Origin of the sequence: Streptomyces sp. NPDC003023 (assembly GCF_042888225.1) — a bacterium.
Classification (GTDB): Bacteria; Actinomycetota; Actinomycetes; order Streptomycetales; family Streptomycetaceae; genus Streptomyces.
In genome coordinates this window covers 210252-225177 of sequence record NZ_JBIAPL010000002.1, presented here as the reverse complement: position 1 = coordinate 225177, position 14926 = coordinate 210252, and the positions used below count along the sequence as shown (strand labels likewise).

The 14926-nt window shown below is 72.3% G+C and carries 14 protein-coding genes; 7 read left to right on the top strand and 7 right to left on the bottom strand.

All coding sequences use genetic code 11. From position 1 onward, the window contains the following. Positions 1–5: 5 nt before the first annotated feature. Complete coding sequence (locus tag ACFYV1_RS09220; protein WP_389394808.1) at positions 6–1043, bottom strand: ABC transporter substrate-binding protein; 1038 nt, start codon at positions 1041–1043, stop codon at positions 6–8. Positions 1044–1227: 184 nt separating this feature from the next. Between ACFYV1_RS09220 and ACFYV1_RS09215 the strand changes: the two genes are divergently transcribed. Then, on the top strand, positions 1228–2469 hold the full coding sequence (locus ACFYV1_RS09215) for a hypothetical protein (RefSeq protein WP_389394807.1): 1242 nt from the start codon (positions 1228–1230) through the stop codon (positions 2467–2469). Positions 2470–2823: 354 nt separating this feature from the next. Here ACFYV1_RS09215 and ACFYV1_RS09210 read toward each other — a convergent pair whose 3' ends face one another. The 3 genes from ACFYV1_RS09210 to ACFYV1_RS09200 are packed head-to-tail and all read right to left on the bottom strand — an operon-like array spanning position 2824 to position 5811. Then, positions 2824–3828, bottom strand: a complete 1005-nt coding sequence (locus ACFYV1_RS09210; RefSeq protein WP_389394806.1) for a 3-oxoacyl-ACP reductase — start codon at positions 3826–3828, stop codon at positions 2824–2826. Positions 3829–3839: 11 nt separating this feature from the next. Further along, on the bottom strand, positions 3840–4916 hold the full coding sequence (locus ACFYV1_RS09205; protein ID WP_389394805.1) for a Zn-dependent alcohol dehydrogenase: 1077 nt from the start codon (positions 4914–4916) through the stop codon (positions 3840–3842). Positions 4917–4938: 22 nt separating this feature from the next. After that, the gene (locus tag ACFYV1_RS09200) at positions 4939–5811 is read right to left on the bottom strand and encodes a MaoC/PaaZ C-terminal domain-containing protein (protein ID WP_389394804.1); all 873 of its coding nucleotides are present in this window, start codon (positions 5809–5811) and stop codon (positions 4939–4941) included. Positions 5812–6187: 376 nt separating this feature from the next. Here ACFYV1_RS09200 and ACFYV1_RS09195 point away from each other — a divergent pair, with 376 nt between their 5' ends. Next, complete coding sequence (locus ACFYV1_RS09195; RefSeq protein ID WP_389394803.1) at positions 6188–6844, top strand: response regulator; 657 nt, start codon at positions 6188–6190, stop codon at positions 6842–6844. 220 nt (positions 6845–7064) lie between these two features. On the opposite strand, the gene ACFYV1_RS09190 is transcribed toward ACFYV1_RS09195, so the two are convergent. Further along, a complete protein-coding gene (locus ACFYV1_RS09190) occupies positions 7065–8501 on the bottom strand; it encodes an MFS transporter (RefSeq protein WP_389394802.1) in 1437 nt (478 codons plus the stop codon). Between the two features lie 231 nt (positions 8502–8732). After that, a complete protein-coding gene (locus ACFYV1_RS09185; RefSeq protein ID WP_389394801.1) occupies positions 8733–9920 on the bottom strand; it encodes a beta-ketoacyl synthase N-terminal-like domain-containing protein in 1188 nt (395 codons plus the stop codon). 150 nt (positions 9921–10070) lie between these two features. Between ACFYV1_RS09185 and ACFYV1_RS09180 the strand changes: the two genes are divergently transcribed. The 4 genes from ACFYV1_RS09180 to ACFYV1_RS09165 all read left to right on the top strand — a co-directional run bounded on the left by ACFYV1_RS09180 (position 10071) and on the right by ACFYV1_RS09165 (position 13807). Further along, positions 10071–10724, top strand: coding sequence for a class I SAM-dependent methyltransferase (locus tag ACFYV1_RS09180; RefSeq protein WP_389394800.1), 654 nt, complete (start codon positions 10071–10073; stop codon positions 10722–10724). Between the two features lie 32 nt (positions 10725–10756). Further along, positions 10757–11716 (top strand): N-acetylmuramoyl-L-alanine amidase, encoded by a 960-nt coding sequence (locus ACFYV1_RS09175; RefSeq protein WP_389394799.1) that lies wholly within the window; start codon positions 10757–10759, stop codon positions 11714–11716. A 150-nt stretch (positions 11717–11866) separates the two neighbouring features. Further along, the gene (locus ACFYV1_RS09170) at positions 11867–12697 is read left to right on the top strand and encodes a hypothetical protein (protein WP_389394798.1); all 831 of its coding nucleotides are present in this window, start codon (positions 11867–11869) and stop codon (positions 12695–12697) included. A 99-nt stretch (positions 12698–12796) separates the two neighbouring features. After that, positions 12797–13807, top strand: a complete 1011-nt coding sequence (locus tag ACFYV1_RS09165; RefSeq protein ID WP_389394797.1) for an LLM class F420-dependent oxidoreductase — start codon at positions 12797–12799, stop codon at positions 13805–13807. Between the two features lie 15 nt (positions 13808–13822). On the opposite strand, the gene ACFYV1_RS09160 is transcribed toward ACFYV1_RS09165, so the two are convergent. Then, a complete protein-coding gene (locus ACFYV1_RS09160) occupies positions 13823–14389 on the bottom strand; it encodes a hypothetical protein (protein ID WP_389394796.1) in 567 nt (188 codons plus the stop codon). 119 nt (positions 14390–14508) lie between these two features. Between ACFYV1_RS09160 and ACFYV1_RS09155 the strand changes: the two genes are divergently transcribed. Next, positions 14509–14799: a hypothetical protein gene (locus ACFYV1_RS09155; RefSeq protein WP_389394795.1), complete on the top strand. Its 291-nt coding sequence runs from the start codon at positions 14509–14511 to the stop codon at positions 14797–14799. The last annotated feature ends 127 nt before the right edge of the window (positions 14800–14926 follow it).

The window sequence follows — 14926 nt, the reverse complement described above, 5'->3', positions numbered from 1 at the left end:
TGCCCCTACTTGACGAGGAAGCCGCGCAGATCGTCGAGGACCTTGTCGGCGGCGGTGACGCCGAGGCCCAGGTACCAGGTCTCGTCGGGGACGTCCTTGGCCTGCCCGGCCTTTACGGCCCCCAGGTTCTTCCACAGCGGGTTGGACTCGGCGGTGTCGCGCTTGGTCTTCGCCGGGTCGCCGTAGACGCCGGTGAAGATCCAGTCGGCGTCGGCCTCGTCCATCTTCTCCGGGCTGATCTCGGCCGCGAGGTCGTCGATCTGCTGGTTCTTCGGTCGCGGGACGCCCGCGTCGCGCAGGATCGTGCCGATGAAGGACGCCTGCGCGTAGAGGCGGATCTTGCCCGGCATGTAGCGGAGCATGGTCACGGTCGGCTTCTTCTCGCCGAGGTCCGCGCCGAGCTGCTTCGCCTTCTTCTCGTAGGCGCCGAGCTTCGCCTCCGCCTCCGCCGTCCTGTCCAGCGCGGCGGCGTTGAGGAGGTAGTTCTCCTTCCAGGTGAAGCCGGGGCGGATGGAGAAGACGGTCGGCGCGATCTGCGACAGCTCCTTGTACTTGTCGCTCGCGCGCAGCTGGCTGCCGAGGATCAGGTCCGGCTTCAGCGCGGCGATGGCCTCGAGGTTGAGGCTGTTGATGGTGCCGATGCTCTTGGGGTTGCCGGCTTCCTTCTTCAGGTAGCCGGGGACGCCGTCGTCGCCCTCGGTCGGCGCGTAGCCGACGGGCTTCACTCCGAGCGAGGCGACGTTGTCCAGCTCGCCGACGTCGAGGACGACGACGCGCTGGGGAGCGGCCTTGATCTCGGTCTTGCCGAGCGCGTGGGTGATGGTGCGCGGGAATTCGCCGGGCTTCGCGTCCGTGCCCATCGCGGCGGTCTTCGCCGCGGCGTCGCCGAAGTCCTTCCCGCCCTGGGCCACGGCCTCCTTGCCGCCGGTGTCGGCCTTCGCGCCCTTGTCCTCACCGGCCCCGCCGCCGGTGCCACAGGCTGCGAGGGAGAGGACGGCGGCGAGGGCGACTGCTGCGGCGGCACCGCGGCGGCGTGGGGACATGGCGTGCTCCAGATCAAGAAACTTAGGTGGTCCTTACCTTAATCACGACCACACCGTCGAGCACAACCACCCTGCCGATCTCATGCAAATCGGGGCATGGCCACCCTTATGTGTGAAGACCCGTGTCTCCCGTTGTCCTGCGGGAACCACAAACCTAGCTTCGGTGGCCGGAGGTGAGGCATCGATGACAGCCTTGGCCATCGAGACCGCCGCGGCGAACAGGGCGGTGGCGAGCACGGACGGTACGGACGGTACGCGTGGCTCGGGGGACGCACGGCCCCCGGCGGTCGCCCGGGACCCGGGAATCACGATCACCGCGGACGGAACGTACGGAGCCCGCCTCGCAGGGAAGGGCGACGCGCTGTTCCCGGAGCGCTGGACGCTCGACGGCCCGGAGCCGTACGCCGTTCCGCTCCCGCTGGACCAGCCCGAGGAGCGCGGAACCCAGGTGCTGCCGCTCTCCGACGGCCGGGTGCTGATCCGCCGCCGGGTCGCCGAGCGGCACACGTTCTCGCTGCTGTACCCGACCGGTCCGGCGACGGGCGAGCTGGCCCTCGGGGCCGTCACCGCAGAGGAGTTGACGCTGCTGCCGCCGTCGCCGGACGGCGCCCGGGCCTATGCCCTGGCACCCGGAGCACGTACGACCGGCATCTGGCTGGTGGCGGGCGGCGGCGCGGTTGGACCACAGCACGTCGCGGACGTGGCGGGACACTGTTCCGGCGGCGCGTGGCTGGACCGCACGGGACGGCTGCTCGCCGTGGACCGCAGGCAGCCGGACGGCGGGCCGGTGAAGACGGTCGCGGTCGACCTGGCACGGGGCGGCGAGGTGACGCCACTGCTGCAGATCACGGACGACAGCGACGACCGGCTGCTGCTCGCGGACCCCGACAGCGGTCTGCTGCTGGTCCGTTCGAACGCGCCGGGCCCTGGCCAGGACCTGCTCGGCTGGGGCGTGCTCGGCAGCCTGCGTCCCGTGCGGTTCCCGCGGAGCCTGCGGCTGCCGGACGCGCTGGTGACACCGTTCGCCGTTCAGCCGGGCCAGGTCCTGATGCCGGAGAGCTGCGCCGTGGCCCTGCGGATCGACGGCGCGGCCGGCAGCTGGGTGGGCATGTGGCGCCCGGCCGACCGGCGGCTGCGTCAACTGCCCGCTCCGGCGGGGTGGCTGGCGGGGTCCGGCACCTGGAACCGGGAGGGTGTGCTGCAACTGCCGTGCGCGACGGAGTCGATGCCGTGCGCGGTGGTACGGGCCAAGGCGCCGGCGGCTTCCGTTCCTCCCGCGCAAACGTGTCCCCACGAGACGGCCACAGAACCGGCACAACCGGAAGCCGCAGGTGGGGAACCGTGCAAAGACTCCGTCAGTCCTGTTGTGTGCAGGCCGGTCCCCTTGCAGCAGGCGCCGCTCACCGGCCGCGGAGCCCGTGGTTAGACTCACGGGCCGGGGCGACCGGGCAGTGACTTCCACAGGTGCGGCCCGGGGCCCTGCGACACATGTACGCAGCGATCACACGGGGTGACTTCCCACATGTCTGAAGCCCGAACCGACACGACCCACGAGCGGCCGCAGCCCGCGGCGGCGGGGGCCGACGCCGGCGGCGGTGCAGGTCGGCACCGGGGCGGTGCGGCGGCACGGGACGACTCGTCCGCGCCGTCGCAGGGCCGTCACCGGAGGCCGTCGGGGACCGACACGGCCTGACGGGTCCGCCGCACGGTTCCCGCCCCTCCCGCGGCGGCTCGGCAGCCGCGGCGGGAGGACGGGGCCCTGCCCGGCGGCCCGTGCTTCCTACCCCCGCTTCAGCCCCAGCACCTCCGCCGCCGCGAACGTCTCGCCCTTCGGCCGCCCGAGGAAGTACTCGCCCAGTACGTCCGCCAGCTCCTCGAAGCCGAACATCTCCTTCTCCGCGTCGAACTTCGCGGTCACTCGGGGGCGTTCCACCACCGCCACCATCCCGCCGTGCACCACCAGCAGCCGGCCGTTGACGTTCGCCGCCTGCGGCGACGCGAGGTAGCCGACCAGAGGTGCCACATGCGCCGGCGACAGCGGGTCGAGCCGGCCCGATTCCGGTTCGGCGAAGCCCGCGAAGACGTCCTCGGTCATGCGTGTCCTGGCCCGCGGGCAGATCACGTTCGCCGTGACGCCGTACTTCGCCAGGGCAAGCGCCGTCGACGTCGTCAGGCCGACGATGCCGCCCTTGGCCGCCGCGTAGTTCGGCTGCCCCGCCGAGCCCGCCAGGAACGCCTCGGAGGAGGTGTTGACGATCCGTCCGTACACCGGCCCGCCGCCCGCGGCCTTGGAACGTGAACGCCAGTACGCGGCCGCGAAGTGTGTGGTGTTGAAGTGGCCCTTGAGATGGACCCGGATCACCGAGTCCCACTCGTCCTCGCTCATCGAGAAGATCATCCGGTCGCGCAGGATGCCCGCGTTGTTGACGAGGATGTCCAGTTGGCCGTACTCGCGCACCGCCAGGTCGACCAGGTCGGCGGCCGATTCGAAGTCGGCGACGTCGCCGACGTGGGCCACGGCCCGGCCGCCCGCCGCGCGGATCTCCTCGGCCACCGATTCGGCGGGCGCGGCTTCGGCGGGCACGGATCCGGCGGGCGCCGCCGATGTCCGCCCGCCACTTCCCCCGTCTTCCGCCGAGGGGGTGACGCCGTCGCGCCGCGGCGCTCCGTAGTCGTTGACGACGACCGCCGCGCCGAGCCGGGCGAGTTCCAGGGCCTCGGCCCGCCCGAGACCGCGGCCGGCGCCCGTGACGATCGCACTCCGGCCTTCGAGGGGAAGGGACATGAAGAGGCTCCTCACAGCTCGATGCAGGTACGAAGGGCCTCACCGCTGCGCATCTGCGCGACCGCGTCGCCGACGCCGGCCAGCGGCACCCGGTGGGTGATGAGGCCGGCCAGGTCGATCCGGCCCGCCCGCCACAGCGCGATGGCCCGCTCGTAGGAACGGAGCACATCCCCGCCGCCGTACATCGAGGGCAGGATGCGCTTCTCGTCGAAGAACAGCTCGAACATGTTGAGCTGCAGGTTGTCGTCCATGGCCCCGGCGCCGACGATGCACAGCGTCCCGCCGCGCCGGGTCGCCTCGTACGCCGTGCGCGCGGTCGCCGACCTGCCGACGACCTCGAAGACGTAGTCGAAGCCCTCGCCCGCCGTGATCCGCTGCTTGGCGTCCACGAGACCGTCGGGCGCCACCGCCTGAGTCGCGCCGAACCGCAGTGCCGCCTCCCGCCGGGACTCGACCGGGTCGACGGCGACGATCTGCGCCGCGCCCTGGAGCTTCGCCCCCTGTACGGCGGAGATGCCGACGCCGCCGCAGCCGATGACGGCGACCGACGAACCGGCCTCCACCTTCGCGGTGTTGATCGCCGCGCCGAGGCCGGTGGTGACACCGCAGCCGATGAGGGCTGCGATGTCGAAGGGCACGTCGTCGGGTATCGGCACGGCACAGCCCGCGTCGACGACGACCTCCTCGGCGAACGTGCCGGTACCGGCGAAGCCGAAGACGTCGCCGTCACCCCGCCGGAAGTTGGGCGTGCCGGCGTTCATGAGGCCGGACAGGCACAGATGGCCCTGCCCGCGCCGGCAGGAGGCGCAGCCGCCGCACGCCGGCAGCCAGCACATCAGCACCCGGTCGCCGGCTGCGAGGCCCTCGACGCCGTCGCCGACGTCGAGGATCTCGCCGGCGCCCTCGTGGCCGGGGACGAACGGCGCGGGCTGCGGCAGTACGCCGTTCATCGCGGAGACGTCTGAGTGGCACAGGCCGGTGGCCCTGATCCGGATCCGCACCTTGCCGGGGCCGAAGCCCACCGCCTCGACGTCGTCGAGGACTTCGAGTTTGTCCTGGCCGATCTCGTGCACTACGGCTGCGCGCATGACGGGTCCCTTCAGCAGGCTGTCACAAGATCTCGCTGTCACTGGTCTCTACGAGGGTGTCGGCGAGCACGGGGGCGTCGTCCCGGTCGGCGGCGGTCACCGTCACCTGGACCCGGCCGCCGTCGTCCGCCCACATCCGGATGCGGAGCGTCTCGCCGGGGAAGACCACTCCGGCGAAGCGGGTGCCGTACGAGCGGACCTTGGCGACGTCCCCGTCGAGGAGGGTGTCGACGACCGCCTTGAGGGTCATGCCGTAGGTGCACAGGCCGTGCAGGATCGGCCGGTCGAAACCGGCGAGCTTCGCGAACTCCGGGTCCGCGTGCAGCGGGTTCCAGTCTCCGGAGAGCCGGTAGAGGAGCGCCGCGTCCTCGCGGATTACCCGCTCCACGGTGCGGTCCGGCGCCCGCTCCGGCAGCTCCAGTCGCTCCGAGGGGCCGCGTTCACCGCCGAAGCCGCCTTCGCCGCGTACGAAGAGCTGGGCGTCGCTCGTCCACAGCGGCCCGTCGTCGTCGGCCGCTTCCGTGCGCAGGACGAGGATCGCTGCCTTGCCCTTGTCGTACACGGCGGCGACCCGCGAGGTGGAGGTGGCCGTGCCCTTGACCGGGATCGGGCGGTGCAGTTCGACGCGCTGGCTGCCGTGGAGGACGGAGGCGAGGTCGATGTCGAGTCCGGGGGCGCGGAGGCCGCCGACGACGCCCATGCCCGCTCCGGCGACGGTGGCGAAGCTGGGCAGCACATGGAGCCGGGACTCGAGGGTGTACCGCAGTTCGTCGGGGTCGGTGGCCGGGCGGCCGGCGCCGAGACCGAGGTGGTAGAGCTGGATGTCCTTGTGGTCCCAGGTGATGGTGGTGGATCGGGGCTTCGCGGCGACGGCCCTGGCGGCATCGATGGGCATGGGGCTGCTGCTCCTCGAGGAGTGGAAGACCTCGGCACGGCCGTCCGCACCGTCGGCCGCACCGAGGTCGTACGGGACCGGCCGGGCGAGCCCGTTCTAGAACGCGTTCTAGGCCGATGGCCTTCATGTATAGCGCGGCCCCCGGAAGTTGTGAAGGCGTCTGACGGTACGTCAGGTCATGGCCGCCCGCGAGCACACCCGTCTGACGGTCACCGGCGACGGCCGCGGCCCCACCCCGTCGACACGCCCGGCAGCGTTCTGCGGGACTGGGCGGAACGGCTCGCCCCGACGGGCGGCACGCCGGCGTCGGGCCCCGGCCCGCCGGGCGGCTTCCGTGTGACCCGCGAACTGCCGGTCGCGGCCGTAACCTGAGCCCATGGACGAGATGCCCCGCGACCACAGACCCGCCAAGTCGGTACGGGTGCTGCTCGCGGAGGACCAGGGCATGACGCACGGCGCGCTCGCGCTGCTGCTGGGAATGGAGCCGGACCTCGACGTCGTCGCCCAGGTGGGACGCGGTGACGAGATCGTGGACACGGCGCTCACGTCACGGCCGGACGTAGCCCTGCTGGACATCGAGCTGCCGGGCCGCAGCGGCCTGGACGCCGCCGCGGACCTGGCGCGGGAGGTCCCGGACTGCCGGGTGCTGATCCTCACCACCTCCGGCCGGCCGGGCAGTCTGCGGCGGGCCATGGAGGCGGGGGCGGCGGGCTTCCTCGTGAAGGACGGTCCGGTGGAGGAGCTGGCACAGGCGATCCGGCGGGTGCTGACCGGTGAGACGGTCGTCGATCCGGCGCTGGCCGCGGCGGCGCTCGGCGCGGATCCGAGCCCGCTCACGGCCAGGGAACGCGACGCGCTCAACGCTTCTGTGGACGGGGCGACGGTCGCCGACATCGCGGCGCAGCTGGACCTGCCGGAGTCGACCGTACGGAACTGTCTGTCGTCGGCCATCGGCAAGACGGGCACCCGCGATCGCATGGAGGCGGTGCGGGCCGCACACCGGCAGGGCTGGCTCCAGTGTCCTGACCAGTGATGCCCGCCCGTCAAGGAGCGTCGTCCGGTGCCGGGGGCACCTCCCGTGGGCGCCCTGGGCGGCGCGACAGGGCGGAGCCCGCCGGGAAGGGCACTGGTGCGACCGCAAGCCGCACCCCGCACCGCCGCCCCGCGTCCGGCCGAAGGCCCTGCGCCCCGCGCCCCCTGCGCCCTGCGTCCTGCCTCCCGCGTCCCGCTGAACGGGCCGCGTCCCCGCCGCCCTACGCCCGGTCGGCCTCCGGGCGCGGAAGCCACAGCAGCATGAGCAGCGCGGCCGCGAGCAGCACGCCCGTACCCGTGCGGAACGCCAGCGCGTAACCGGCCGTCAGGGACTGCGGATCGGTGGCGCCGCCGGACCGGGAGGCCGCGACCGTGGACAGGATCGCCAGGCCCAGCGCGCCGCCCATCGTGCGGGAGGTGTTGATCAGGCCGGAGACGAGGCCCGCGTCGTCCGGGGCGGCACCGGACGTGGCGAGAGAGGCGAGCGGGGTGGCGGCCAGGCCGACACCGGCCATCATCAGCACGCCGGGACCGGCGATCGCCGTGAGGTACTCCCCGTGCGCGCCCATCGTCGACTGCCAGCCGAATCCGGTCGCGGCGATCAGCGCACCGAGGACGGCGACGCCTCGGGCGCCGGCCCTCGCCATCAGCGGCGGCGCGAGCTTGGAGCCCACGATGACGCTGACCGAGCTGGGGATGAGAGCGAGCCCGGCCTCCAGCGGCGTGTAGCCGAGGACGTTCTGGGCGTAGACCGTCATGAAGAACCACATGGCGAAGGAGGCCGAACCCGTCACCAGCATGGCCACGTTGGCGGCGGAGACCGCCCGCGATCGGAACACCTTCAGCGGCATGAGCGGCGCCTTCGTCCTGGCCTCCACCGCCACGAAGACACCGAGCAGCGCGAGCCCGCCGAGCAGCGGCAGCATCGTCTCCCCCGCGCCCCACCCGGCCTCCTCCGTCTGCACGATCCCGTACGCCACGGCGGCCAGACCGCCCGTCGCGAGGACCGCGCCGGGCAGGTCGAGGCGGCGGCTCCCGCCGGTCCGGCTCTCGGTCAGCCACACCGCGGCGGCGACCAGCACCAGCACACCGACGGGGACGTTGATCAGGAGCACCCAGCGCCAGGACAGCAGATCGGTCAGCACCCCGCCGACGAGCCCGCCGGCGGCTCCGCCCGCCGCGCCGACGGCGGCCCAGGTCGCGATGGCGCGGGTACGGGCGGGTCCGGGCGGCACGGCCGCGGTGATGATGGTCAGGGTCGCGGGCGCGAGTACGGCCGCGCCGAGCCCCTGCACGCCTCGCGCCGCCAGCAACTGCCAGCCCTCCTGGGCCAGTCCGCCGGCGAAGGACGCGGCGGTGAACAGGCTCAGCCCCACGACGAACATCCGCTTGCGCCCGAACATGTCCGCCGCGCGGCCGCCGAGGAGCATGAATCCCGCGAACGCGATCGAGTACGCGTTGAGCACCCACTGCAGCCCGGTCGCGGAGAGCGCCAGGTCCGCACGCATCGACGGCAGCGCCACATTGACCACGGAGACGTCGAGTACGACGAGGAACTGACCGGCGCACGCGGCGGCGATCACCGCCCACGTACGCGGGGACGGGACGACGGGCGCGGGCAGGACGGACTCTTGTGTCCTCGATGCGGGTTGGGCCATGCGTGTCATGGTCGCAGCCGTCGGGCGGTCCGTACATGGGGATTTCGACGTATGCCACGGGGCACGGGACCAGGACCCTGGCCGTAGGTCCCGACGAGGCGGGCCGGGGCACGAACCGGCTGCCGTCTCCAGCCCGTGGCCGGGCGCCTCACGGGACCGGCGCGGCGCCAGGAGACCCGACGGCAACGCCTGGGAACCGCCCGGAAACCGCCTCGGAACCGCCCGGGGGCGTCAGCGCCGCAGCAGCGTCACCACGGCCGCGCCGCCCAGTCCGATGTTGTGGGCGAGACCGACCCGGGCCCCGTCCACCTGCCGCGCGCCCGCCTCCCCGCGCAACTGCCGTACCAGCTCGGCCGCCTGCGCGAGCCCCGTCGCGCCCAGCGGATGCCCCTTGGAGATCAGCCCGCCGGACGGGTTGACGACCCACCGTCCGCCGTACGTCGTCGCGCCGCTCTCCACGAGCTTGCCGGACGCCCCGTCGGGGCACATGCCCAGCGCCTCGTACGTGAGCAGCTCGTTGACGGAGAAGCAGTCGTGCAGCTCGACGACGTCCACGTCCTCGATCCCGAGTCCGGACGACTCGTACGCCGCCTGCGCCGCTGCCCGGGACATCGGCCTGCCGACCGCGTCGACGCAGGAGCCGGAGGCGAAGGACTCCTCGGTGTCGGTGGTCATCGCCTGCGCGGCGATCTCGACCGCTCTGCCGTGCAGCCCGTGCCGGACGACGAAACGCTCGGACACGACGAGTGCGGCGGCCGCGCCGTCGGAGGTGGGTGAGCACTGCAGCTTCGTCAGCGGATCATGGATCGTCCGCGCGGCGAGAACCTCGTCGACGGAGTACACGTCCTGGAACTGGGCGTCGGGGTTGTCCGCCGAGTGCCGGTGGTTCTTGGCCGCGACCGCGGCGAGCTGCGCCTTCGTCGTCCCGTACCGCTCCATGTGCTCCCGGGCCGCGTTGCCGAAGATCTGGGCGGTGGGCGGTGACTGCGCGAAGCCGTGCCGCGCGGCCATCACGCCGTAGTGCCGGGCGACGGGCGAGGTCGCGAAGTCCCCCTGCCCCGACCCGCCGCCGAGCGCGCCGCGGTTCATCCTCTCGAAGCCCAGCGCCAGTACGCAATCGCTCGCGCCGCCCTCGACGAACTGCCGGGCCAGCATGAGCGCGGTCGCGCCGGTGGCGCAGTTGTTGTTGACGTTGTAGACGGGGACGCCGGTGAGACCGAGCTCGTACGCCGCCCGCTGCCCGGCGGTGGACGCCTGGAAGCAGTACCCGACGGGCACCTGCTCCACCTGTTCGTACGCGACGCCCGCATCGGCGAGCGCGCCCGCGCCCGCCTCCCGCGCCATGTCCCAGTACTGCCAGTCGCGGGTCTCGGGCTTCTCGAATTTCGTGGTGCCGACGCCGACGATGTACGCCTTCATCTCCAGGGCTCCTTGTCTCGGGCGGAACGGCCGAGGGGCGCGGGCCAGAGTAGAACACGTTCTAATCGGACGGAAGGCCGGGCGAGGAGGAGACGCCGGCGCGTGGTGCACGATGGGCTCCCACCAGTACGTCCGCTCAGGAGGACCCCCATGGCCGCCGCCACCCCCAAGCCGGAGACCCTCGCCGCGTTCGAGGCCGCCAAGGGCTTCATGCCTGTGAACGAGGGTCTCGCCCTGTACGCGGCCGCCGTCGAGGCGGCGGCGCTCGGGCTGCCGCTGCTGGAGGTGGGAACGTACTGCGGGCGCTCGACGATCCTGCTGGCCGACGCGGCCCGCGAGGCCGGCACGGTCGCCGTGACCGTCGACCACCACCGGGGCAGCGAGGAGCAGCAGCCGGGCTGGGACTACCACGACCCGGAGACGGTCGACCCAGAGGTCGGGCTGATGGACACGCTGCCCACCTTCCGCCGCACCCTGCACAGGGCGGGCCTCGAGGACCATGTCGTGGCCGTCGTCGGCAGGTCACCCCAGGTGGCGAAGGTGTGGGGCGGCGAGGCCGGTCTCGTGTTCATCGACGGCGGCCACACCGACGAGCACGCGACGAACGACTACGAGGGCTGGGCCCCGCACGTCGCCCAGGACGGCCTGCTCGTCATCCACGATGTCTTCCCCGACCCGGTGGACGAGTGGACCGGCCAGGCGCCGTATCGCATCTACCTGCGCGCTCTGGCGTCCGGCGCCTTCACCGAGGTCTCGGCCACGGAATCGCTCCGCGTCCTGCGACGGACGGGCCCCGGCTTCTGAGTTCCGGGCCCGCCGCCCGCTAGCATCGCGACGTGTCGTACGACGAGAACCAGCACCTCGATCCCCGGCCTCGCCGTTCCCGGCGCGGCCTCGTCGCCGCCGTCGCGGGCGCCGCACTGGTCGTGGGTGGCGCGGGCGGATGGCTGGCCTGGCGGACCGACGGTTTCGGTGGTGGCGCCCCCGCGGGGTCCGCGACCAGCGCCGGCAAGCCGGGCGACTCCCGGTCCCCGGGCCCCGCCGCAGGCAGCACCCGGCCGGGCACCCTCACACCGCCCACCTCCTCCCCCGCCCCGTCCCCCTCCTCGGCCGGGAGGAGAGGACCGCTCGCGGGGAAGGTCGTCGTGGTGGACCCGGGGCACAACCCCGGCAACTTCTCGCACACCCGCGAGATCAACAAGCACGTGGACATCGGGACCAACCGCAAGGAATGCGACACCACGGGGACAGCGACCGACGCCGGATACCGCGAGGCGGATTTCACCCTCGATGTTTCACGGCGTCTTCGCACTCTGCTGGAAGAACAGGGCGCGAAGGTCCTGTTCACCCAGAACGACGACCGGCCGTTCGGTCCCTGTGTCGACGAGCGGGCACGATTCGGCAACGAAGCGAAGGCCGACGCCGTCGTCTCGATCCACGCGGACGGGTCGGCGGCCGGCAACCGCGGCTTCCACGTCATCCTTCCCGGCCGGGTCAAGGCGGGCGCCGCCGACACCGCGAGCATCGTGGGCCCTTCGCGTGACCTGGGAGAGCGCATCGCCGGCAGGTTCCTGCGCGCGACCGGAAGCTCCCCCTCCAACTACGTCGGCGGCGGCACCGGCCTGGACGTGCGCGAAGACCTCGGCGGACTCAACCTTTCGACCGTGCCCAAGGTCTTCATCGAATGCGGCAACATGCGGGACCCTGAGGACGTCGCTCTGCTCACCAGCCCGAGCTGGCGGCAGAAGGCGGCCCGGGGAATGGCGGACGGAATCGGCAGCTACCTGCAGCAGTGACTGCGATACCGGGCGGACGCCGGGAACCGTCAGACGATAGATTCACCTCTACGACGGGGAGTCACCCCCGAGCTCCGCGTCAGCGCACACCGCCGAACAGGCGGCGGCGAAGACCGCCCCGATGATGAGACGACGACGAAGGATTTTTACGTGAACATCCGCTCCCTCACTCGAGGCGACGGCGTGGTGATCGGAGCAGCGGTGGTGCTGTTCATCGCCTCGTTCCTCAGCTTCACCAGCGTCGACTGCCCCAGCGGTGTCGACTGCTCCGGCGCCGACCTGCCGAATGCCTGGGAATACCTGAGCACGCTGATGTCCATCTACATCGCCGGGATCGTCGGCGCGGCGCTGCTGGTGCTCAGCCGCTCGATGCCGGGCCGCAAGGTCGCCGGCATCGAGCTGGGCCAGTTCGGGCTGGCGCTCACCATCTTCGCGCTCTGGACGATGTTCTGGACGATCATCGACATGAACAGCGCGGGCGCGGGCGCCATTCTCGGCCTGCTCGGCACGATCGCCCTCGCGGGCGGTGCCATCGCCACTCCGCTGGTCCCGGCACTGAAGGCCCCGCTCGTCGGCGCCCCGCGTCCGGCCGCCCCGCAGCCGTACGGCATGCAGCCCCAGCCGCAGGGTGGTTACGGGTACCCGGGCGCGGGCGCCCAGCAGGCGCCGTACGGTGGCCAGCCGGGTCAGCCGCAGCCCTACGGCGCCCAGCAGGCCGCCCCGCAGCCGCAGGCCGTCGGCCAGCCGGCTCCGGCCGACGCCTCCCAGGGTGGCGCTCCGTCGGACTTCACGCCGTTCTGGTTCGCCGTGCCCGTGGCCCGTCCGCTGTACGGCGAGGACGGTTCGCCGACGCCGATCGCCGAGCTCGCGCCCGGCACCTGGTACCTCGCGGTGGAGCAGCGCGGTCCCGGCCTGGTGGCCCAGACGCAGGACGGCCGTCGTGGCGTCCTGCAGGACACCACCGGTATCCAGCGCGGCTGACCCCTCCTTCCGCACCGCACGGCCCCTCGCCCTTCCGGGCGGGGGGCCGTTGCCGTACCCTGACGCCCCGTCAGAACGGCTGTGCGGGAAGGAGGTCGGATGCGGCTCGGACTCGCCCTCGGCTACTGGGGCCGCGGCCCCGACCCCGGCCATCTCGAGCTGGCCCGCGAGGCCGAGCGGCTCGGCTACGACTCCGTGTGGACGGCGGAGGCGTGGGGCTCGGACGCGTTCACCGCCCTCACCTGGATCGCGGCGCACACGTCCCGTGTCCGGCTGGGCACGGCCGTGGCGCAGATGGCCGCACGCACGCCCACGGCGACGGCGATGCACGCGCTGACGCTCGATCACCTCTCCGGCGGCCGCATGATGCTGGGACTCGGTCTGTCGGGTCCGCAGGTGGTGGAGGGGTGGTACGGCCGCCCCTTCCCGAGCAGCCCGCTCACCGCGACCCGCGAGTACGTCGACGTGATCCGCCAGGTCCTGGCCCGAGAGGGGCCCGTGGAGCTGGCGGGGCGCTTCCACGCCCATCCGTACACAGGGGACGGCCGCACCGGTACGGGCAAGCCGCTCAAGTCCATCACGCACCCGCTCCGGGCTGACCTGCCTGTCCTGCTGGGCGCGGAGGGGCCGAAGAACATCGCGCAGACGACCCGTATCGCCGACGGCTGGCTCCCCCTGTACTGGTCCCCGCTGCGGACGGACGTGTACGAGGCGTCCCTTGTGGACCTGCCCAAGGGGTTCATGGTGGCGCCCATGGCCCGCGCCCGGGTCTGCGACGACATCGCGGAGGGGCTGCTGCCGGTGAAGGCGATGCTCGGCTTCTACATCGGCGGCATGGGCCACGCGGCCCGCAACTTCCACGCGGACCTGATGGCCCGGATGGGCTTCGAGGCGGCGGCCCGGCGGATCCAGGAGCTTTTCCTCGCTGGCCGCAGGGAGGAGGCCGTGCTCGCCGTGCCGGACGACTTCGCGGACGAGATCTCCCTCGTGGGCCCGCGGCGGCGCATCGAGGAACGGCTGGAACTGTGGCGCGCAGGACCGGTCACGGACCTGCTGGTCACCGCGCCGGACCCGCACACCCTGCGGGTCCTCGCCGAACTGAACTCGTGACGCCGTCCGGCGTGTTCAGCCGCCGAGTTCGGACACGGAGGGCACCTTGTCCTTGACCGGCGCACCGGCACTGCTCCCGGCGTCCTTCACGTTCTTGATGACGGACTCGAAGCTGCCGATGTCCTTGTCGTTGATGTCGCCCTTGCGCAGCTGGTCACCCATGTTCTTCAGCTTTTCGATGCCCTTGTCCAGCGGGGCGACCGCCTTCGAGAGCAGCGGGTCGCCCTTGGCGTTCTTCACCGCGGCCTTGAGCCGGTTGTAGGTGAAGGCGCCCGCGAGACCGGCCTTGACGAGGGCGACCGTCCGGCCGTCGGCGCCCTTCTTGAACTTGCCCGCGCGGTACGGCTTCACGATCCACTGGTACGTCGCCCCGGCGGCGAGCCCGGCGTTGGCGACGAAGCGGGCCTTGGCGAACTTCTGCTTCTCGGCGGTGGACGTACCGGAAGGCGTCGCCGCGGCGGAGTCGGCACCCTCGTCGCCTCCGCACGCCACGGCGCCACCCAGCAGCGAGCAGCAGACGGCCGACGCGACGAGGGCACGGCGGGCGGGGCCGGCTGATGAGACGGATCCGGACTTGAGCACGGGAAACCTCCAGGCAGGGCCAGGGCAGACTGCCTCGAGCGTCACTCCGGAGCACGGGGGCCGCCAGCCGGGCGAGCCCGAACGGGTTTCACACACGCACAAGCGGCAAGACGCCGTACATGACAACACGCGCAAGCAACACCACTGCCGCGGCGAGGATCATCGCCGTCGTCGCGGACGTCATGGCCTTCGTCATCGGCCTGTGGATCCTGATGTACCTGCTGGACGCCAACAGCGCGAACGACCTCGTGGAGTTCGTCCGCGAGACCGCGCGGTGGCTGGCGGGCTGGTCGCACGACCTGTTCACCTTCGACGAGGAATGGGCACGGGTCGTCGCGGGATACGGCCTGGCGGCGGTCGTCTACCTGTTCCTCGGCCACGCGGCGGCGGGCGCGCTGCGCCGCCGCTAGGGTCTTTCACCGCGCTCCGCGCGGTGTTTCGGGGGCTCTGCCCCCGTGCCCCCCGCGCCTCAGACGCCGGCGAGGCTGAAGTCGGCCCCTGGCGGGCTGAGTGCCTGCCGCACAGCGGCAAATCCGG

Coding starts and splice junctions, on each gene's coding strand:
- ACFYV1_RS09220 (WP_389394808.1), bottom strand. CDS start 1,043: ATGTCCCCACGCCGCCGCGGTGCCGCCGCAGCAGTCGCCCTCGCCGCC.
- ACFYV1_RS09215 (WP_389394807.1), top strand. CDS start 1,228: ATGACAGCCTTGGCCATCGAGACCGCCGCGGCGAACAGGGCGGTGGCG.
- ACFYV1_RS09210 (WP_389394806.1), bottom strand. CDS start 3,828: ATGTCCCTTCCCCTCGAAGGCCGGAGTGCGATCGTCACGGGCGCCGGC.
- ACFYV1_RS09205 (WP_389394805.1), bottom strand. CDS start 4,916: ATGCGCGCAGCCGTAGTGCACGAGATCGGCCAGGACAAACTCGAAGTC.
- ACFYV1_RS09200 (WP_389394804.1), bottom strand. CDS start 5,811: ATGCCCATCGATGCCGCCAGGGCCGTCGCCGCGAAGCCCCGATCCACC.
- ACFYV1_RS09195 (WP_389394803.1), top strand. CDS start 6,188: ATGGACGAGATGCCCCGCGACCACAGACCCGCCAAGTCGGTACGGGTG.
- ACFYV1_RS09190 (WP_389394802.1), bottom strand. CDS start 8,501: ATGGCCCAACCCGCATCGAGGACACAAGAGTCCGTCCTGCCCGCGCCC.
- ACFYV1_RS09185 (WP_389394801.1), bottom strand. CDS start 9,920: ATGAAGGCGTACATCGTCGGCGTCGGCACCACGAAATTCGAGAAGCCC.
- ACFYV1_RS09180 (WP_389394800.1), top strand. CDS start 10,071: ATGGCCGCCGCCACCCCCAAGCCGGAGACCCTCGCCGCGTTCGAGGCC.
- ACFYV1_RS09165 (WP_389394797.1), top strand. CDS start 12,797: ATGCGGCTCGGACTCGCCCTCGGCTACTGGGGCCGCGGCCCCGACCCC.
- ACFYV1_RS09155 (WP_389394795.1), top strand. CDS start 14,509: ATGACAACACGCGCAAGCAACACCACTGCCGCGGCGAGGATCATCGCC.